17 protein-coding genes and 1 pseudogene are annotated in these 19,752 nt (G+C 66.3%); 9 read left to right on the top strand and 9 right to left on the bottom strand.

What is annotated here, in order from left to right; translation table 11 throughout:
* Positions 1-128 precede the first annotated feature (128 nt).
* From ACZY1I_RS29780 to ACZY1I_RS29760, 5 genes and pseudogenes are all read right to left on the bottom strand, one after another.
* Positions 129-974 carry an SDR family NAD(P)-dependent oxidoreductase gene (locus tag ACZY1I_RS29780; protein WP_463761007.1) on the bottom strand — a complete coding sequence of 282 codons (846 nt, stop codon included), beginning with the start codon at positions 972-974 and terminating at the stop codon, positions 129-131.
* A gap of 62 nt (positions 975-1,036) precedes the next feature.
* A pseudogene (locus tag ACZY1I_RS29775) lies at positions 1,037-1,245 on the bottom strand (class I SAM-dependent methyltransferase); the annotation flags it as partial.
* Positions 1,246-1,250: 5 nt separating this feature from the next.
* Positions 1,251-6,248 (bottom strand): PE family protein, encoded by a 4,998-nt coding sequence (locus ACZY1I_RS29770; RefSeq protein ID WP_463761006.1) that lies wholly within the window; start codon positions 6,246-6,248, stop codon positions 1,251-1,253.
* A 621-nt stretch (positions 6,249-6,869) separates the two neighbouring features.
* A complete protein-coding gene (locus tag ACZY1I_RS29765; protein ID WP_463761005.1) occupies positions 6,870-7,700 on the bottom strand; it encodes an enoyl-CoA hydratase in 831 nt (276 codons plus the stop codon).
* A 73-nt stretch (positions 7,701-7,773) separates the two neighbouring features.
* Positions 7,774-8,046, bottom strand: coding sequence for a GlsB/YeaQ/YmgE family stress response membrane protein (locus ACZY1I_RS29760; protein WP_463761004.1), 273 nt, complete (start codon positions 8,044-8,046; stop codon positions 7,774-7,776).
* Between the two features lie 116 nt (positions 8,047-8,162).
* Here ACZY1I_RS29760 and ACZY1I_RS29755 point away from each other — a divergent pair, with 116 nt between their 5' ends.
* Both ACZY1I_RS29755 and mbp1 read left to right on the top strand, forming a co-directional pair.
* The gene (locus ACZY1I_RS29755) at positions 8,163-8,387 is read left to right on the top strand and encodes a hypothetical protein (protein ID WP_463761003.1); all 225 of its coding nucleotides are present in this window, start codon (positions 8,163-8,165) and stop codon (positions 8,385-8,387) included.
* A gap of 54 nt (positions 8,388-8,441) precedes the next feature.
* Positions 8,442-8,678: a microaggregate-binding protein 1 gene (gene mbp1, locus ACZY1I_RS29750; protein WP_463761002.1), complete on the top strand. Its 237-nt coding sequence runs from the start codon at positions 8,442-8,444 to the stop codon at positions 8,676-8,678.
* Between the two features lie 55 nt (positions 8,679-8,733).
* Here the strand turns inward: mbp1 and ACZY1I_RS29745 are convergent, their stop codons facing one another.
* The gene (locus tag ACZY1I_RS29745; RefSeq protein ID WP_463761001.1) at positions 8,734-9,735 is read right to left on the bottom strand and encodes a dihydrodipicolinate synthase family protein; all 1,002 of its coding nucleotides are present in this window, start codon (positions 9,733-9,735) and stop codon (positions 8,734-8,736) included.
* A 213-nt stretch (positions 9,736-9,948) separates the two neighbouring features.
* On the opposite strand from ACZY1I_RS29745, the gene ACZY1I_RS29740 reads away from it, so the two are divergent.
* A complete protein-coding gene (locus tag ACZY1I_RS29740; protein ID WP_463761000.1) occupies positions 9,949-10,698 on the top strand; it encodes a TetR/AcrR family transcriptional regulator in 750 nt (249 codons plus the stop codon).
* A 4-nt stretch (positions 10,699-10,702) separates the two neighbouring features.
* Here ACZY1I_RS29740 and ACZY1I_RS29735 read toward each other — a convergent pair whose 3' ends face one another.
* Both ACZY1I_RS29735 and ACZY1I_RS29730 read right to left on the bottom strand, forming a co-directional pair.
* The gene (locus tag ACZY1I_RS29735; RefSeq protein WP_463760999.1) at positions 10,703-11,596 is read right to left on the bottom strand and encodes an enoyl-CoA hydratase/isomerase family protein; all 894 of its coding nucleotides are present in this window, start codon (positions 11,594-11,596) and stop codon (positions 10,703-10,705) included.
* Positions 11,593-12,255 carry a hotdog family protein gene (locus tag ACZY1I_RS29730; protein ID WP_463760998.1) on the bottom strand — a complete coding sequence of 221 codons (663 nt, stop codon included), beginning with the start codon at positions 12,253-12,255 and terminating at the stop codon, positions 11,593-11,595. The genes ACZY1I_RS29735 and ACZY1I_RS29730 overlap by 4 nt, the downstream gene beginning before the upstream one ends.
* 121 nt (positions 12,256-12,376) lie before the next feature.
* On the opposite strand from ACZY1I_RS29730, the gene ACZY1I_RS29725 reads away from it, so the two are divergent.
* The 6 genes from ACZY1I_RS29725 to ACZY1I_RS29700 are packed head-to-tail and all read left to right on the top strand — an operon-like array spanning position 12,377 to position 19,286.
* The gene (locus ACZY1I_RS29725; RefSeq protein WP_463760997.1) at positions 12,377-13,198 is read left to right on the top strand and encodes an enoyl-CoA hydratase/isomerase family protein; all 822 of its coding nucleotides are present in this window, start codon (positions 12,377-12,379) and stop codon (positions 13,196-13,198) included.
* Between the two features lie 22 nt (positions 13,199-13,220).
* Complete coding sequence (locus tag ACZY1I_RS29720; protein WP_463760996.1) at positions 13,221-14,027, top strand: enoyl-CoA hydratase/isomerase family protein; 807 nt, start codon at positions 13,221-13,223, stop codon at positions 14,025-14,027.
* On the top strand, positions 14,027-14,818 hold the full coding sequence (locus ACZY1I_RS29715; RefSeq protein ID WP_463760995.1) for an enoyl-CoA hydratase/isomerase family protein: 792 nt from the start codon (positions 14,027-14,029) through the stop codon (positions 14,816-14,818). The genes ACZY1I_RS29720 and ACZY1I_RS29715 overlap by 1 nt, the downstream gene beginning before the upstream one ends.
* Complete coding sequence (locus ACZY1I_RS29710) at positions 14,818-16,251, top strand: class I adenylate-forming enzyme family protein (RefSeq protein ID WP_463760994.1); 1,434 nt, start codon at positions 14,818-14,820, stop codon at positions 16,249-16,251. Before ACZY1I_RS29715 ends, ACZY1I_RS29710 begins: the two co-directional genes overlap by 1 nt.
* Positions 16,241-17,785 carry a class I adenylate-forming enzyme family protein gene (locus ACZY1I_RS29705; RefSeq protein WP_463760993.1) on the top strand — a complete coding sequence of 515 codons (1,545 nt, stop codon included), beginning with the start codon at positions 16,241-16,243 and terminating at the stop codon, positions 17,783-17,785. The genes ACZY1I_RS29710 and ACZY1I_RS29705 overlap by 11 nt, the downstream gene beginning before the upstream one ends.
* Positions 17,778-19,286, top strand: coding sequence for a class I adenylate-forming enzyme family protein (locus tag ACZY1I_RS29700; protein ID WP_463760992.1), 1,509 nt, complete (start codon positions 17,778-17,780; stop codon positions 19,284-19,286). Before ACZY1I_RS29705 ends, ACZY1I_RS29700 begins: the two co-directional genes overlap by 8 nt.
* On the opposite strand, the gene ACZY1I_RS29695 is transcribed toward ACZY1I_RS29700, so the two are convergent.
* Positions 19,283-19,651: a hypothetical protein gene (locus ACZY1I_RS29695; protein ID WP_463760991.1), complete on the bottom strand. Its 369-nt coding sequence runs from the start codon at positions 19,649-19,651 to the stop codon at positions 19,283-19,285. The two genes, ACZY1I_RS29700 and ACZY1I_RS29695, sit on opposite strands and share 4 nt — an antisense overlap.
* Positions 19,652-19,752 lie beyond the last annotated feature (101 nt).

Here is a 19,752-nt window from a genome sequence, read left to right as displayed (position 1 = left end):
CAAGACCGCGCCCACCGCATCGCCACCGAACGCCGCCACAATCGCGCCGCCCGGATGGCACACACCCCACCACCACCACCCACCGACGACGAACCCCCACCCTTCTAAGGGGTTCGGCAAGTATCGAATCAAGGTGGGGTAAAACCCAATTCGCGCACCCGCTCGAGCATGCTCTTGGTACCCCGCATGGCCAAGGCCGGCGAGACTCGTTCCATGTACCAAACCGCCCTGTACCAGGCCGGCAGCACGATGATTGCGTCCCCGCGCGCCACCGCGCGCAGGGCACGCTCGGCGAACGCTTCGGGCGCCATCGGACGAAGGGGATCCCAGAGTGTTCTCATGTAATCCGCCGCGCTGATATTGGCCGGCAGCCGTCCATACTTGCCGCCAGTCAGGATCGGCGTCCGAATCGCGCCTGGACACAACACCGATACCTGCACACCGTGACGCTCGCCCTCGACGCGCAACGTCTTCGAGATCCCGACGACGGCGTGCTTGGACGCGGTGTACGCAGCCTGCCCCGCGGTGGCAACGAGTCCTGCCAGGGACGCGGTGTTCACGATGTGACCGGCGTGCTGCCGAATCATGATCGGGTAGACCGCCTGAATTCCGTGGATCACTCCGCGCAGGTTCACGTCCAAGACGTCGTTCCAGTCAGCGAGCGTGTACGAGTCGATCTCCCCCGCGATGGCGATACCCGCGTTGTTGAACAGATAGTCGATCTGTCCGGATTGCCGAACCGCCTCAGCCACAGCGCGTTCGAAGTCGGGGAAGCTGCGTACATCTAGCTCGACCGCGTGCGCCGTAGCCCCGCTGCTGCTGAGTCGTTGCGCTAGGTCCCGCGCCGCGTCGATCTGACGATCGGCGATCCAGACCTCTGCACCTTGGTTGGCTAGCCGGGTGGCTAGAGCAGCCCCGATGCCCGACGCCCCTCCGGTCACGAATGCGACCTTGCCTGCCACGCTCGCCTTCATTGTCGGAGGATAACTCCGTCCTTCTAACCAGCCGCAATACTGCGGAACCGGACGAGGTCCTCCTACCGGTTGCCCGTTGCTTCGACGAACTCAAAGCCCTCGGGTTCAGCGAGATCGCGCAACTGGCGCACTTTGAGCCGGTCAGGGTCGCCTAGCATCTCAGCGAAAACCAGTCGGCCGCCGGGTTTGAGCCCTCACCGATGACTGCAGCCAGGAATGCGACGTCAAAAGACTTGTCCGGGAACGGAAGTCCGTCGGCCGCTTGCCCAGCTATCGTTAGCCGCTGTTACCGCCCTGGCCGCCAGTGCCGCCTACGGTGGCGCCACCGCCACCGCCACCACCACCGATACTTCCGAATCCCCCGGATCCGCCGATTCCTCCGGCGGTGCCTGTACCAACGGAACCGGTAGCACCGGGACCGCCGCCAGCACTTCCGGGATTTCCGTTGAAGTCCATTCCGCCGTTGCCGCCCTTCCCACCGATGCCACCGACGATGCCGCCGCCGCCGCCACCACCACCCCCAGAACCACCCGAGGTGTTGGTTAAGACGCTGCCGCCGCTGCCGCCCTTGCCGCCGCCGCTACCGGTGCTGCTATTCGCGCCATTGCTGCCACTACCGCCGATTACCGTGCCACCGGCAGGAGCCTTGTAGTCGTCGGCGGACCCGCCGCCGCCACCGCCACCGGGACCACCGATCGCGCCGGCATTCCCGCCGCCCTGTCCGCCTTTACCACCGAGGTACTTGCCGGGGTCACTGTTCCCGCCGTCGCCTCCCGCGCCGCCTATACCGCCGCTGCCACCGCCGGTGCTGTCGCCACCCGCGCCGCCGCCCCCGCCACCACCACCAGCGCTTGCGCTGTTGTTGGGCGTAATTGCGCCGTGACCAACGCCGCCGTTGCCGCCGGTGCCGCCGCTACCGCCGTTGCCACCGCCGGTGCCGCCATTGCCGCCGGTGCCGCCGTTGCCTGCGACAGCGGAGGTTCCTTGGACGGGGGTGATGTCGCCGCCATCGCCGCCATCGCCGCCTAGGCCGCCATTGCCGGTACTGCTGCCATTGCCACCCACGCCGCCGTTGCCGCCGTTGCCGCTGACGGTCCCCGGGGCGGTGGCGTGGAAGCCGTTGCCGCCGTCACCGCCGTTGCCGCCCGAGCCGGTGCCCGCGGCACCGATGCTGCTGCCGGCCGTTCCGCCCTTGCCGCCGGTACCAGGGTTGCCGCCGGTCCCTGCTTTACCGCCGGTGCCCCCCTTGCCGCCGTTGCCGCCGTGGATGTTGTTGGCGGTACCGGCAGCGCCGTCGCCGCCGTCGCCGGCTATGCCTGCGTTGCCACCGTTACCGCCGCTGCCATTGTTGCCTGCGCTGCCCGCATTGCCGCTGCTGCCCAGGACGGCGCCTGCCTTGCCGGCATTGCCGCCGTCACCGCCGTCACCGCCGTTACCGGCATTGCCTCCGTTTTGCCCGCCGTTGACTCCGTTCCCGTAGGCGTCGAAGTCGGCGATACCCTTTGCGCCGTTGGCGGCGTTGCCTCCGCGTCCGCCTTGGCCGCCGCCGCCACCGTTACCACCGTTGCCGGCATTGCCTGAGGTGGTGCCGCCGTTTCCGCCGGCACCGCCGTTGCCGCCGGTTCCGCCGGTGAGACCCTTACCACCGCTGGTTGTGCCTCCGGATGCATCCGCACCGTTGCCGCCGGTCGCGCCGGTACCGCCGGTGCCGCCGTCGCCGCCGTTACCAATGGACCCGGCGTTACCGCCCTTGCCGCCGTTGCCGCCGACGGTCCCCGGGGCGGTGGCGTTGTAGCCGTTGCCGCCGTCACCGCCGTTGCCGCCCGAGCTGGCCGCGGCGCCGCTGCTGCCGACGATTCCGCCCTTGCCGCCGGTGCCAGGGTTGCCGCCGGTGCCTGCTTTGCCCGTGGTGCCGCCGTTGCCGCCGTTGCCGCCGTGGATGTTGTTGGCGGTACCGGTAGTGCCGTCGCCGCCGTCGCCGGCTATGCCTGCGTTGCCACCGTTACCGCCGCTGCCATTGCTGCCCGCGCTGCCCGCGTTGCCGCTGCTGCCCAGGACGGCGCCTGCCTTGCCGCCGTTGCCGCCGTCGCCGCCGTCACCGCCGTTACCGGCATTGCCTCCGTTCTGCCCGCCGTTGACTCCGTTTCCGTAAGCGTCGAAGTCGGCAACACCCTTGGCACCGTTGGCGGCTTTGCCTGCGTGTCCGCCCTGGCCGCCGCCGCCACCGTTACCACCGTTGCCGGCATTGCCTGAGGTGGTGCCGCCGTTTCCGCCGGCGCCGCCGTTGCCGCCGGCTCCGCCGGCGACACCGCTACCACCGCCGGTTGTGCCTCCGGACGCGTCCGCGCCGTTGCCGCCGGTCGCGCCGTTGCCGCCGGTGCCGCCGTCGCCGCCGTTACCAACGGACCCGGCGTTACCGCCCCTGCCGCCGTTGCCGCCGACAGCACTGCTACCGGGGGCGGCGGCCGCGTTGTAACCGTTTCCGCCGTCTCCGCCATTGCCTCCCCCAGTCGGGGTGGTGGTGCCGGTGGCCCCGTTGGTTCCAGCAAGCGCGCCGAGCCCGCCCGCGGCACCGCCGATCCCTCCGGCGCCGGCGGTGCCACCGGGGTTTGCGCCCTTGCCACCGTTGCCGCCGTTGACCACGACACTGTCGGTCGTGGCGTCGTAGCCGTGTCCACCGTTTCCACCGGCACCGGAGTTTCCGCCGGCGCCGCCGCCGCCACCGCCGCCGCCAAGACCCAGTAAGGGTGAGCCAGCGCCGCCGGCACCACCGTTCCCGGCGTTGCCACCGCCGCCACCGGCGCTGGCGTTGCCACCGTTGACATGGGTGTTGGTGCCAGCGGCGCCGTCACCGCCGCCACCACCGATACCGCCGTCACCGCCGGCCCCGCCGGCCCCTCCCCATCCGAAGAGGATTCCCGAGCGCCCGCCGGCGCCGCCGTTACCGGCGTTACCCCCAGTGCCACCGTCGACACCGACCGGTGCCGGGCCTGTGGTGTAGGCCTTGCCGCCGGCCCCGGTACTACCCGCGGCCCCGGAATGTCCGGCGCCTCCGGCCCCGCCCGTACCGAACAGTGAGCCTGCCTGGCCGCCGTTACCCCCGTCACCAGAATTCGTCCCACCCAGGCCGCCGACGCCGCCGGCTCCGCCGCTCCCGATTATTAGGCCCCCGGTGCCGCCGTCACCGCCAGTACCACCCGTGGCGGCCCCGTAGCCGCCGGCACCGCCGGCCCCACCGATACTGAGCAGCCCCCCACCGTTACCGCCGCTGCCGCCGTGCCCGCCGGTGAGGCCGCCTACGCCGCCGGACCCACCAGACCCGCCGGCCGCCAACAGCCAGCCCGTGGCGGAACCGCCTGCGCCGCCGCTACCGCCTTGGGTAGTGCCGTGCCCGCCGGTACCTCCGATCCCGCCGGTGGTTTCCCACACGTTGCCACCGCCACCGTTACCGCCGGCCCCACCGATATCGCCGGCCCCGCCCATACCTCCGATCCCGCCGGTGGCCCAGATTCCGCCGACCCCGCCGTTACCGCCGCTGCCTCCGACCCCCCCGGCCCCGCCGGTGTGGAACCCGCCGGCCCCGCCGGACCCGCCAGCGCCCAGCAACAACCCTCCGGCACCGCCGTCACCACCCCGTCCGGCGCCGGTAACACCGGCGCCGCCAGCTCCTCCGAGGCCTCCTCGGCCCAACAACAATCCGCCGGCACCGCCGGCACCCCCATCACCACCGGCACCGGTGATGGAGGAGGCCCCGGATCCGCCGTTACCGCCGCTGCCGATCAACCAGCCACCCGGCCCACCCGCGGCACCTGATCCGGGGGCGCCGTTGACTCCGTCCCCGATCAACGGGCGCCCGGTGACATCGGTGAACACCGTGTTGACCGGGGCCAGTACCTGCTGGGTGAAGTGCCACACCGCTTGTTCGGGAGACACTCCGCCCACTGCGGCGGCTAGGGCCCATGGGCTGCTGGCCGCGCCCAGGGGCAGCGTCGGCAAGCCTGCGCCTAGAGGTGAGAGCCAGACTCGTAGACCGCCGCCACCTTGGCTGCCGGAGGCCAACAAACCGCTACCCCCGGCCCCACCGGCCCCACCGGACCCCAACAACCAGGCCATGCCCCCGGTGCCGCCGCCACCGCCGGTACCCGCGCCGCCGCCGCCGCCCGCGCCGCCATCACCGCCACTCCCGATCAACCATCCACCGACGCCGCCGTCACCGCCGTGCCCACCCAATGTGTCGCTGTATCCACCGATTCCGCCGACACCACCCAAACCGAACAAACTCCAACCCCCACCGCCAGTGCCGCCGGCGCCACCGGCCACTGGCCCGTACCCGCCGCTGCCGCCGGTACCGCCGGCGCTCTTGATAAATCCCTGCGCCCCACCCGCACCACCCGCGCCGCCGGTAACTGAGCCTGGACCGCCGGCGCCACCGTCACCACCCGTGCTGAACAGCAGGCCCCCGGGGCCGCCAGCACCACCGGTGCCACCGGTTACCCCGAATCCACCCAACCCGCCAATTCCGCCCGACGACCACACACCGCCCGCACCCCCGGCACCCCCGGTGCCTCCGATCCCGCCGGCAGTGTTGGTCCCACCTATCCCTCCCGCACCACCGGCACCCAACAGCCAGCCCCCCGCACCACCAGTGCCACCCGCACCCGGCACCACTCCGGCACCGCCGGAACCGCCAGCGCCGCCGACCCCGGCCAACAATCCTGCCGCGCCGCCGGCGCCGCCGGCCTGACCCGCACTCACCACCGAGGAGGCACCCGAAGCACCCGCGCCACCGCTGCCGATCAACCAGCCCCCGTCACCACCTCGACCACCCGTGCCCGCGACCGCATCAAACCCGTCACCGACCAACGGCCGCCCCGTCAACGCGCGCACCGGATCCCTGAACAACGCCAGCGGGTCAGCCAATAGGTTCGCCGCCACCCGCGGTGGACTGGTCACCAAGCCCGCAAGCTGCTCCACCCATCCCATCCCGACAACATTGGCCGCCTCCGCACTCCCATACGTCCCCGCCGCCACCGTCAATAACCCCGCGAACTGCTCTTCGAACAGCCCCACTTGCCGACTGGCCACCTGCAGATCGTGTCCGTAATCGGAAAACAACGCAGCAATAGCTGCCGACACCTCATCACCAGCCGCCGGCGCAATTCCCGTAGTGGCCCCCGCTACCGCCAACCGCGCCGCACCCAACCCCTGTCCAATACCGGCTACCTCATCCGCCGCCCGTGCCAGCACCTCATTAACTGCCACCACAAAAGACATAGCAAACTCCCCAGAAACTTAGATCGATAAACCAGGCGTCCGCCGAATTTAACCCACCCGTTCCACCCCCGCCCTCACAAAACCACCCCCTTTTTCCCAAAGGTCGCGCGCGCTCGCACCGCTCGGCACCTCTCCTGACGCTCCGAACGCCTCAAAATGATTGCTAATCAATGCCTTTCGTACAAACATGGGCACCACACCAGGCATCGGCAATCGCAGTGCGGCACAGCTGAATTTCGAGAAAAAATGACTTATTGGATATTAAGTCGTGATGTTTCGGTATTAAGCAGCCGGTGTGTTGTGTTGATTGGTAGGTCAAGATAGCGGCGGCTATGTCAAGCGATTTATGAAATATGGTCGAAATCGTCGCCAATTCGTCATTCTCGCCCCACGGGGTGGAGGCCGAACTCGGGATCTGATAGGGACTCGACAAGAAGCTGGTAAGCCAACTGGTGGATCTGGGCTAAGCGCGCCCCTTGGCCCGCCGTTCGCGTGTGCTGTGCCAGTCCACGCGCGGCAGCAGGGTTGATCAGCACGCCCAGAAATGTCGACATCGAAGCCTCCTCGTAGGTCATGTGAACTTAGGTCCCTAACTTCACTGACCCAACAAGGTTGGCGCGGTTAAGACGAAGCGAGCGTAGGGAATTGCGGAGGGCGCTTCTGCAGGAAGCTCACGATCCCCTCGATGACGTCGGGTCGCGGCAGTGCCTCCCACATCAATGCCTCGGCGCCCGCCGTCGCGGCGGCGACATCGCCGGTGGCGTCGCCATATGCCTGGCGTTTGATGACCGCCATCGCGATCGGCGAACAGTACTGAGCGATCTCCTCGGCGTACGCCAGGACGCGCGACATCAGGTCGTCGGGCGCCACCACTTCCTTGACCAAGCCCAACTGCAGTGCCTCGTCGGCCAAGAAGGTGCGACCACTGAACAACAGGTCGAGCGCGACACCCCAACCCACCAGTCGCGGCAATATCCAGGAGATACCGAATTCGGCGATCAGTCCGCGGCGGGCGAACACCGCGCCGAATTTGGCTCCGGCGGCGGCGAATCGGACGTCGCACATCAGCGCCTGGGTCAAGCCGATGCCGACGCATGGTCCGTTGATCGCCGCGATGACGGGCTTGCGCAATTCAGTCACGAAATGTGGTGGCCGCTCCCCCACCAAGTCCGCAACACTCTTGCCGCCCGCGCTTTCCAGGGATTCGCCGACACCGCCCGAGGAACCCGGCGAGCCCAGATGGGCACCCGCGCAAAACGCCCGGCCCCGCCCTGTCACCACGATCACTTTGATTGCGGGATCTTGCTCAGCGCAGTCGACGGCGGCATAGAACGGAGCCGCCATGTCGGGGCCCCAGGCGTTCAACCGGTCCGGGCGATTGAGCGTGACGATCGCGACGCCGCTGGGCGTGGCCTCGTAGAGCACTGCGCCTTCGGCGTCTGCTGCACTCATGGGTGACTCCTCGCGACTTCGGGGCCGACGGATTCACCCATACCGTATACCTAACGGTAGGACACTCAGGACCCTAGCGGGACACTCGCCTCCTGGTGACGAGTTTGACGATCGCCAGCAGAATTACCGCTCCCAGCAGGCACGTCAGAAACGAGAACAACATCCCGCCGCCGGCGACGTTGACGCCGAAGCCTCGCAACAAAAAGCCGCCGATCAGGCCGCCAACGATCCCGACCACAACATTGAGGAAAAGACCCATTCGCGCGTCTGTTCCCATGATCTTGCTGCCGATCCATCCGGCAAGGCCGCCGATGATGATCCAGCCGATTACACCCAGTGTGAGCATGTCCGATCCCTTCGATGGCGCCGCGCGGCTGCGCGAGGCGCACTATTCCGGGTATGCCCGCTTCCCAGCCGGGCAATCCGTGGTTTGACTGAGCGAAGCCGGGGTACCGGTAGCAGGTGACTACGACGAGAGCAGTTGCCCACCGGGCGCGGCAGGCGCGTTCTGTGGCACTACGCGCCCAACTGGCCCTCACGATCGCGCAGCTCCTGTTGTGGGTGTCGCTGATTGGCGGGGTGGTCGCGATCGCACTGTGGGCACGACGTCGCATCACCTCCGGTCAGCAGTACGCCGCGGCGCCTCAAACCGTGACGAGCGCCACCCCACCCCCAGGTTTGCCCTGACACCCGAGGTGGGAAAAGGCTTGCAGGACAACAGCTACCGGAAAGGAAGCCAACATGGCTGACAGCAACAGCGGGCCGGCCGAGGCCGTCAAGGGCGTCGTGGAAGGCGTCAAAGGCAAGGCCAAGGAGGTCATCGGCGTGGTGACAGGCTCCGACGAGCTGGCCAAAGAGGGCGAGGCCCAGCAGGACAAGGCCGACGCACAACGCGACGCGGCCAAGTACGAGGCAGAAGCCGAAAAGGCTCGGGCCGAGGCCAAGGTCCAAGAGGCGCGCCAGGAAGCCAGCCAGTAACAAGCCATATTGCCCGCGGAAGGCCCGGCCAAAACTGGCCGGGTCTTTTGCATCTTCAGATGAGCCCGAGGCGTCGGTATGCAGTCTCGATCTGCACCTTGGCCTCGGGCGGCAACTCCGCCTGCGGCGGCCGCGAATGTGGATACGATCCGATGGGCAATCCCAGCACCGATGCCGCGTATTTGAATGCCCCGGCCCAGTGGGTGAAATAGTCCGCCCGGCCTGGATAGCAGGTGAACCACCCGCCGAGGTCGAGGTCGAACTGGTCCAAGCCCGACTCACGCCCGTAGTCCATCGCCTCGAGCAGTTTGTCGGACATCACCAAATCCCAGTATTCCGAGAACAACCGGCGCTCGGGAGTCTCGAACAAGTAGCCGGCGGTGCCCAGTTGTGCCGGGCAGACGATCCCGGCGCGTAGCCATCCGGCGCGGTACACCGTCCGGTCGCATTCCCAGAGCACCAGACCGGGCGCCAATTCGTGGAGTCGTCGGCTGCTTTCCGGACGGAATGCACCCTCCTTGGTGGCACACACAGCGGGGACTTCGTCGTAGATGCGCGCACCTTCGGCCGCCGTCAGGACGTAGCCGGACGAGGGTGAGTTGAACATGCCCAGCGCGATATCGGTGCGGGACGCGACGTACTTGAAAAAGCTCAGCACACCTTCGCCGCCGTGCGCTTCCATCATCGGCGTTTGGATGTAAGCGATGTCAGCGCCCGCCTGTTGGGCGTGCAAGGTCAGCTCCACGCAGTCCTTCGCCGCCGTCGCCGCCGTGCACGCTTGGATGACGATGTCGGGGTTCGCGCGGCGCCCCTCCTCGATCGCTACCTCCAGCAACCGTTTCCGCTCCTCGAGCGTCAGCGCCCAGAATTCCGCCAGGCCGCTGGTGCACCACAACATCGGGTGCCCAAGATCGCCGACGCAGTAGCGCACCAATGTTCGGTAAGCGTCCCAGTCGATGTCGTCACCATCTGGACCGGCAAACGGCGTATACAGCGAGTCGCCGATCCCTTGCAATGCACCGCGCGCCCAGGCCCGCGCCTCACCGGCCGTCGCCATCGGGGCCCCTCTCAGGCCGCACCAGGTTCTCGGCGTCCGAAGGCCTGCGACCAGTCATGTTCGTCACCCAGCAAGCTATACCAAAATGCCTACGATAGGGATTACAGTAATAGAGGTAAGTGCGACGAAACGAGAGCTACCGTAAGGTTGACGGTCGGCCAAGAGGGCTCGAAACAGCGTGTTCAGGACAGATCGTGATGGAGGTGCCCGGGAGTGGCAAAGCAGGCAACTGCGGAGAAGCGAGTGCGACGCGAGCGCGGGTCCATCAATCCCGATGACATCATCAGTGGCGCATTCGAACTCGCGGAGCAGGTCTCGATCGACAACCTGAGCATGCCACTGTTGGGCAAACACCTCGGCGTCGGCGTCACCAGCATCTACTGGTATTTCCGCAAGAAGGACGATCTGCTCAATGCGATGACCGACCGCGCGCTGAGCAAGTACGTCTTCGCCACCCCTTACGTCGAAGCCAAGGACTGGCGCGAGACGTTGCGCAATCATGCGCGCCTGATGCGGAAAACCTTTATGGGGAACCCGATTTTGTGCGACCTGATTCTGATTCGCGCCGCGCTGAGCCCGAAGGCGGCGCGGGTCGGGGCGCAGGAAATGGAGAAGGCGATCGCCAACCTGGTCGAGGCCGGACTCTCACCCGAAGACGCATTCGACACCTACTCCGCGATGTCCTTGCACGTCCGTGGATCCGTAGTGCTGCACCGACTCTACGAAAAGAATCAGACGCCGGACGCCGGAACCCGCACCATCGAGGATGCGGTGGCCGTCGACCCGGAAACCACCCCGCTCATTGCCCAGGTGACCGGCAAGGGACACCGCATCGGCGCTCCCGACGAGACGAACTTCGAATACGGCCTCGAGTGCATCCTCGATCACGCCGGCCAGTTGATCGATAAGGGCTCCGGCAAGTCCGCGCCCCGAAAGGCCCCGACCCGCGCACGCGCGAAATAAGTTACTAGAGTTCAGGTTCCGGCACGTGGAAATGCTCGTCACGTAGCCGGAACGCCTCTTTGGTGCCGTGCTTGGCCCGTGTCTTGACGAAGTTGAACTCACCCGGCGCGAATTGCAGGTTGGTGCCGTAGGCGTGAAACAGATAACTGGCGACTTCCTCGCCCTGATACGCCTGGCTCTGCTCGACGAGCCGGAACGCTTCCTTGGCGATGACAACACCATCGGCGGGCATCTTGGCCGCCTTCTCCGCCCAGTACCGGGCGCGTGCCGTCACCGCCCCGGGATCACATGTTTCGGTGAAGATTCCGAGGTGGGCCAACTCGCCCGCTTCGACTATGTCGCCGGTCAGCAATAGCCGGCGAGCGAGCACCGGGCCCAACCGGTGGAAGAACATGTGCAGGCTGCCGAGCGCTGGCCCGAGGAACCGCGTCGCCGGCATGCCGATCTTGGTGTCGCGGGCGATCACCGAAATGTCTGTCATCAGCGCGATTTCGAATCCGCCGCCCAGGGCGTAGCCGGCGATCTCTCCGACCGTCACCTTCGGAAAGCCCATCAGATTGTGATAGAAGCCGAACGACTTGCGATCCACCGTGAGTCTGCGACGCTGACTGGGCCGACTGGGGCGTCCTGAGTCGGCCTCGCGGGCGGCCTCGCCGTACCAGCCGTAGGCGTTGTTCATGTCCGCCCCGGTGCTGAAAGTTCCTCCGGCGCCGCGCAATAGCACCACGGTGAGGTCGTCGTCGTCGGCCACCCGATCCAGGTAGCGCGCAACGGCGTCACGCATGCCGGGATCGTAGCTGTTGCGCTGCTTGGGGTTGTTCAACGTGATCGTGGCGATGCGGTGGTCGGCATCCACCTCGAAAAGCACCCTATCGTCGGTCGTGTCCGAGCCGGTCATGTGTCGAACTCCTTTCGGCGCCTGCCGAATTGGGTGGTGGAAAGTTGGTCGGGCCGCGACGCCAAGGTGTTGACCTCGCCGATGCAGAGCACCTCGTCACCGAGCAGCAGTCGCGCCGTCGAAACGATCCCTCTCTCGACCTGCGACCGCGTGATGTCGAACCGCAACTCGGTCAGTATCGGCGTCGGACGACGGAATCTGACGTTCAGCGACCGCGTCTTGCCGGCAAGGCCGACAACGCAACTCTGGTGCTGCATGACGGAATCGAAGAAGACCGCGAGAAAGCCGCCGTGCACCAAGCCCGGAGGGCCTTCGTAGACGAGCGGAAAGGTGACCCTCCCGGAAGCCTGCTCGGCATCGATGTAGTCAAAGACGTATTCGGGAAAGCACGGGTTGTAGGTACCGATGTCGGTGGCGTGGTCGAGGTAGATCCGGCGTCTGCCGTCGTGGTGCTCGCCGATACTGGGCGCTAGATCCCCAGGTACTGCAGGGGCCAGTTCACGCTCCCAATCGGCGAACTGGGCGAGCATGGCGTCCACCGTCGGATGAGACTGCTCGAGGGAGAGCAACAGCGAGGTGATCCGCCGGATTGCGGCGGCGGCGTCGACCGTTTGGGCCAGTGGCATTTCGCCAAACCTTGCCCGCTCGCCCTCGGCCATGTTGCCTCGCCTTTTCCCCGGTAGGGTTTCCTTGCTAACTTATACACCGTAGCAATCGTATCGCCTACTGTATGGGTAACCGTATGGTTGGAGAACATAGGCGGAAAGGCCGGATTCGACAGTGAGTCACGAGGCCGACTCGGCCGAGGCCCAGGGTTTGGTGACCGCAACCTGGGACAACGCGGTACTGCGGATCACACTCGATCGCCCTTCGCACCGAAATTCTCTGACGCACAGCATGATTCGGACGCTAGTTGACGTGCTCACCGACGCTGCGTCCGATGGATCGCTGCGTGCAGTCCACATCAGCGGCGCCGGCGAGAACTTCTGCACCGGAGCGGACTGGGTAGCCACCAATAGCGCTGGCGGACAACGCCCGCGCACCGGCGATCTGGTGCGACGCGTTCCGCATGCCGCGCATCGAGTGATCGAACTGGTCCACACCATCCAGTTGCCGGTGCTGTGCAGCGTGCGTGGCTGGGCCGTCGGCATGGGCGCCAACTTGGCGCTGGCCGCGGATTTCACCGTGGCGACCGACGATGCGGTGTTCTGGGAGCCGTTCGTGGATCGCGGCTTCAGCCCGGACTCGGGTTCCACCTGGCTGCTCCCCCGGTTGGTCGGTGTTGCCCGGGCCAGGCGAATGCTGCTGCTCGGCGAGAAGGTGAGCGCCACCGACGCCGCCGACTGGGGCCTGATCCACCAGGCCGTGCCTGCCGCTGACTTCGACGAAGCGGTCGAAGACCTGGTGGCCCGACTGGCGGGTGGACCGACGGTGGCGATCGGACTCGCGAAGCAGGCGCTGACCTTCGGCCAGGACGCAACGCTGAGCGAGTCATTGATGCAGGAACTGTTCAACTTGGAATTGTCCTGTCGAACAAGCGATTTCAAGGAAGGCCTGGAAGCCTTCCGGCAGCGACGCACACCCGAATTCCGGGGTCAGTGACAGGCCATGAAGGGAACGACGAATGCCCACATTTGACACCATCACCTACGACGTCGACGGGCACACGGCCACCATCACGCTCAACCGTCCGGAAGCCCTCAACGCGCTGAGCCCGCACATGGTCACCGAGCTTCGGGCGGCCTACGACGAGGCCGAGAACGATGACCAGGTGTGGCTGACCATCGTCACCGGCACCGGTCGCGCGTTCTGCACCGGAGCCGATGTCAAAGCCATTCCCGAAGACGGCAAGGTGATCTACGAGCGGCCCTACCTGTCCACCTACGACCAATGGGAAGCGCCACAGGAAGGCACACCGCCGTTCCGCACCATGGCCAAGCCCGTCCTCACCGCGGTGAATGGGTTGTGCTGCGGTGCAGGCATGGACTGGGTTACGACGTCCGACATCGTCATCGCCTCCGACCAGGCAACATTTTTCGATCCGCACGTCAGCATCGGACTGGTAGCCGGACGCGAGTTGGTGCGGGTGTCCAGGGTGCTACCCCGCTCGATTGCGCTGCGGATGGCGTTGGTGGGCAAGCACGAGCGGATGGGCGCACAACGGGCCTACGAACTCGGATTGATCAGCGAAATCGTCGAGCACGACGGCTTGTTAGACCGGGCGAGAGAGATCGCGAACATCGTGAATTCCAATGCGCCGCTGGCGGTCCGGGGCACCCGGTTGGCCATCCTCAAGGGGTTGAATGTGCCTCTGCACGAAGCCGAGATACTCGCCGAGACCTTCCGCGAGCGGGTGCTGCGCACCGAGGACGCCCAAGAGGGCCCCAAGGCGTTCGTCGAGAAGCGCAAACCGAATTGGCAGTGCCGCTGATGAGCCGAGAGTTCGAAACCCTGCTGCTCGAGGTCGACGCCTCCGACCACGTCGCCACCCTCACGCTGAACCGCCCGGAGCAGCTCAACGCCTTCAACCGCACCATGTGCCGGGAGATCGCCGAGGCCTGGCGCACGATCAAACTCGACGACTCGGTGCATGCGGTGGTGCTAAGGGCAGCGGGTACCCGCGCGTTCAGCGCGGGCCTGGACGTGAAGACGCCTTACGGGCAACCCGAAAACATCTGGAATCACGAGGATCCCGGCGAATTCCTCAGTCCCAAGTGGCAGAAGATGTGGAAACCCGTCGTCTGCGCCGTTCAGGGTATCTGCACCGCGGGAGCCTTCTATTTCATCAACGAGTCCGACGTCGTCATCTGTTCAACGCAGGCAACGTTTTTCGATTCACACGTCTCGGCCGGTCTGGTGTGCGCGCTGGAACCGATCGGGTTGATGCGACGGATCGGTCTCGGCGAGACACTGCGCATAGCCTTGATGGGCAACGACGAGCGAGTCTGCGCTGATACCGCGCTGCGGATCGGCCTGGTGTCGGAAGTTGTTGACCCAGAACATCTATGGTCTCGCGCGCACGCGATCGCCGCAACTATCGCGGCGAAGCCCCCCTCGGCGACGCAGGGCACCGTCAAAGCGATCTGGGAATCTCTGGACAAGCCCTACCGCGCCGCCATGGAGCAGGGCCTGATCTACACCCGCCTCGGCAACCCGATCGGCAAGGCCGAATTGGCGGCCCAGCAGAAGTCCGGGGGCGCCGGCGAACCCAAGGTCCGGTAGTGACGATCCACCCGCTCCGTCAGCGCATCACCGATGTGCTGGATCTGCAGCCGGAAGCACCAGCGGTCGAGTACGACGGTCAGTGGCATTCCTGGGGGCAGATCGCCGGGGCTGCGCGGCGGATCGGATCGCTCACGCACGACAGCGACGTCGGGATGTTGTTGCGCAACCGGCCCGCCGCAGTGGCGGCGTTTCTCGGCGTGCTGATGGCCGGCGGAACGGTAGTCACCATCAACCCTTCTCGCGGCGACGACCGAACCCGGGCCGATATCGCCGCGTTGGGGCTGCCGTTGATCGTCGGGGAAACCGACGATCTGACAGCCCTGGTGGCGCCGGATGTCGAAACCGCCTCCCTCTCGGACATCTTCGATCGGACCGGCCCGGCTCCGGCACCGTCAGGTTCCGGCGGTGACATCGCGGTACGGATGCTGACCAGCGGCACCACCGGTCCCCCGAAGCGGATCGACCTCAGCTACGACATGCTGGCGCACAGCGTGATGGGTCGCGGCTATCGCAGTGCGCCGGCACCGGCCGAGCTGCGCACCGGTGTGGCGATCGTCAACTCGCCGCTGGTGCATATCGGCGGCGTGTTCCGGGTGCTGCAGTGCGTCGCCGAGGCGAGACCCTTTGTGCTGTTGGAGCGTTTTGAGCTGGTCCGCTGGACGGCCGCCGTGCGCAGGCACCAGCCTCGTACCGTGTCGCTGGTACCGGCAGCGCTGCGGACCGTGTTGCACTCGGACCTGACCCGCGACGACCTGGCCAGCATCCGGGCTGTCAACTGCGGCACCGCGCCGCTATCGGCCGAAGACGCCGATGCGTTCCACGACAAGTACGGAATTCCCGTCCTGACCTCTTATGCCGCAACCGAATTCGGTGGCGGAGTGGCCGGCTGGACGCTCGCCGACCACCAGCGGTACTGGAAAGCCAAGCGCGGCAGCGTGGGCCGAGCCAATCCCGGCGCGCAACTACGCGTGGTGGATGACGACGGCAAACCGCTGGAGCCCGACCAAGTCGGTCGCCTGGAAGTCAAACCGCCGCAACTGGGTTCGTCGGCGGACTGGATGCGGACGACGGATATGGCGCGGATCGATACGGACGGCTTTGTCTGGGTCGTGGGGCGAGCCGATCAGGCCATCATCCGTGGCGGGTTCAAAGTGATGCCCGACGAAGTCCGCAACGCGCTGGAAAGTCACCCCGCGGTGGCTGGCGCGGCCGTCGTCGGGCGACCGGATGATCGCCTCGGCGAAACGCCGGCGGCCATGGTGGAGTTGCGCAGTGCCGCCACCACCGAGGAGCTGGTGGAGCATCTGCGGAAGCGGCTGGCGCGCTATGAGATTCCCACCGATGTCGCGATTGTCGATCTGATCCCACGCACGCCGTCCGGCAAGGCCGATCTGAGCGCGGTCCGCGCCTTCTTCAGTCATGCCCGCTGACTCGGTCACGGTGGCCGCGGTGCTGCGACACCGGGCTCGCGAGCGAGCCGACCATCCACTGCTGGTGTGCGACAGTGACCGGATCAGTTACGCCCAGGCCGATCGTCGCTCGGCCGCGCTCGCCCAAGGCCTGATCGCGCTGGGTGCGGGCAAGGGCACGCATGTGGGATTGCTGTATCCCAACGGCAGCGACTTCGTCGTCGCAATGCTGGCGACCGCCCGCATCGGCGCGGTGGTGGTGCCGTTCTCCACCTTCGCCACCGCCCGCGAACTACACGAGCAGTTGGTCGGCAGTGATGTGTCGATCCTGTTGGGCGCAGCCACTTTCCGCTCCCATGACTACCGGCAGCGGCTGACCGAGATACTCGGCCAGTTCGACGATGACGGCCCGCTGTTCTGCGAGGCCGCGCCGCAATTACGTCACGTGCGCATCGGCTCATCGTCCCGAAGCGATGACAACCCCGAGTTATTGCGCGCAACGGAAGACGACGTCGGCGGTTCAGACGTGCTGGCGATCGTCTACACGTCGGGCTCAACCAGTGCCCCCAAGGGGGTGGTGCACACCCACGCTGCGTTGCTGAGCCACCAACGCAACCTCAACCAGATCCGCGGTCTGGGGCCGGCGGACAAACTGTTCTGCAACTCGCCGTTCTTCTGGATCGGCGGGCTCGCCTTCGGCCTGCTGGCCACGCTGCTGGCCGGCTCCACACTGTTGTGTTCCAACGCTATTGACGCCGGGGCAGTGCTCGACTTGCTCGAGGCCGAAAAGCCCACCATGACCAACGGTTTCGCAGCTGGAATCGCGCACCTGGCCGACCACCCCAGCTTCGCCGAACGTGACCTGTCGTCGATGCGGCGCGGCAATCTCTATCCGATCATGCGCAACCGGCCGCCCGACCCGGAGCTGCGACACAACATGCTGGGATTGACCGAAGCCGGCAGCGTCTTGCTGATCAGCGAAGACGAATCCGACCAGCCCGAGCGGCGACGCGGGTCATACGGCAGGCCGGCGCCGGGATTCCAGACCATGATCGTCGACCCGGACACCGGGAAGCAGGTCGGCGTCGGGGACGTCGGCGAACTCTGCATTCGCGGACCGTTTGTGATGCAGGGCTATTACCAGCGCAGTCGCGAGGACTGTTTCGACGCCGACGGCTGGTTTCATACCGGCGACCTGATTCGCGCCGACGACGACGGCTTCATGTACTTCACCGGCCGGTTGTCCGGAACGATCAAGACGGCCGGCGCCAATGTTTCCGCCGTGGAGGTCGAAAAGGCGATTGCCAAAGCCGGTTTCGCTGCTCACGTCATCGGGCTGCCGGACGAGACCCGCGGACAACTGGTGGCCGCCGTGGTCATTGTCTCCGAAGATCCCGTCGAATTCGACGAAGCTGTGCTGCGTGAGCGCCTCAAGGCCGAGTTGTCGTCGTACAAGATCCCCAGGCGGTTCATCGCCCTACCCCGCGCCGAGATCCCGTTGCTGTCCAGCGGCAAGGTCGATAGCCAACAGCTGAAGAAGTTGTTCGATGAGTGACACGATCAACGAGTTGATCGTCGCGCAAGCCGCTCGTCACGACGCTAAAGCCATGGTGATCGATCCGACGTCGCGCCTGAGTTATCGCGAACTCGACACCACCACAAGCGCTTTAGCGGCTGCATTCGTCGAGGCCGGGGTGAGCAAGGGCACCAGGGTGGGTTTGATCATGCCCAACTGCACCCGCTGGGTGCAGATCGCGATCGCGCTGACTCGCATCGGCGCGGTGCTCGTGCCAATGAGCACCCTGCTAAAGCCTGGCGAGCTCACCGCGCAGTTGCGGATGGCCGCGGTGCAGTTCCTGGTCAGCGTCGAGGAATTCCGGGGAAACCGGTACCTGGACGCCCTGCGATCCGTGCCACGCGCTGAACTCCCAGCACTACAACAGGTTTGGCCCGCGGACCGACTCTGCGAAGCAGGCGAGGGGGCCCCCGGCATCGTCGACGCCATGGCCAACACAGTCACGGCTGCCGATCCGCTCGTCATCATGTTCACCTCTGGGAGCAGCGGTCCACCCAAGGGCGTCATACATTCCCACGGAAGCGCCTTGGGGGCAGTACGTTCCGGCTTGGCCGCTCGCTGCATCACCGCCGAGACCCGGCTGTACCTGCCGATGCCGTTCTTCTGGGTCGGCGGCTTCGGCAGCGGCATCCTGTCCGCTTTGCTGGCCGGTGCCACCTTGGTCACCGAGGAGCGGCCGCAACCCGATACGACCCTGCGATTGCTGGCAAATGAACGCGTCACACTGTTCCGCGGTTGGCCCGACCAAGCCGAGACGCTGGCCCGACACCCGGACCGGGCCCGAACGGATCTGACCGCGCTGCGTGCGGGCAGCCTGGAAGCCCTGCTGCCGGTCGAGCAGCGAGCGCAACCGGGCGCGCGTGCCACACTGTTCGGCATGACCGAGGCGTTCGGGCCGTACTGCGGCTACGCCGCCGACACCGATATGCCGGCCTGCGCCTGGGGCAGCTGCGGAAAACCGTTCCCGGGCATGGATGTTCGCATCGTCGACGTCGATAGCGGCGAACCCGTGCCAGCCGGGACTATCGGCATGATCCAACTGCGAGGGCCGCACACGTTGCGCGGAATCTGCCGCCGCGCCCGAGAAGAGCTGTTCACCCCCGACGGGTTCTACCCCACCGGCGACCTCGGCAGGCTCGACGAGGACGGATTTCTCTTCTACCACGGACGGTCCGATGACATGTTCAAGGTCAGCGGCGCCACCGTCTATCCCAGCGAGGTCGAGCGCGCTCTGCGCAGTATCGATGACGTCGAAAGTGCATTCGTGACAGAAGTTTCCGGAGAAGTAGGCGCGGCGGTGATCAGCCGCTCAATGAGCGTCGACCAATTGCGCAGCGCCGCGCGCGGACTGCTGAGCTCTTTCAAGGTTCCGACGGTGTGGGTGCTGTTGGGGTCCGATGACGACGTTCCGCGCGGCGGTACCGGCAAGGTGGACGTCCGGGTGCTTCGCCAGATGCTGGCGCAAGCGAGTCGCGTTTAGGGAACCCGCGCCCAGGGTTGGCAGTTCTGGGACTCGAAGGCCTTCACGGACGTGTTGATATTGGCGAACATCGGTCCGACCGAGATGTTCGTCTGCAGGACGTGCTCCTTGTTCGCATCCGGCGTGCTGTAGGTGAACCACGCGCACATCGAGTCCTGGGTAGGCACATTGTTGATCCAGACCCCGAAGGTCGACGCCGACCCGGCCGAGCGGTAGAGCCCGGGCGCGATGTCTGGCCCGACAACAAAGACTCCGGTACCCGGGATCGGGTCCAGCGGGTCGGCAGCGGCCGGCGCCGCCAGCACGATCGTTGACACGCAGGCTACAAGAACGGCGGTCGCACGGGACGCAAGCGAAGGGCGCATTTCTGCAGCGTATGCCCATAGGTGGTCCGGCAACAACCGGTCACGCACAGTTCACCCGGCAAGCAGACCTTTGGCCACGTGCGTGATCTGGACTTCGTTGC

This window comes from Mycobacterium sp. IDUB_37, assembly GCF_055419245.1.
This window is presented reverse-complemented; position numbering and strand designations above follow the sequence as displayed.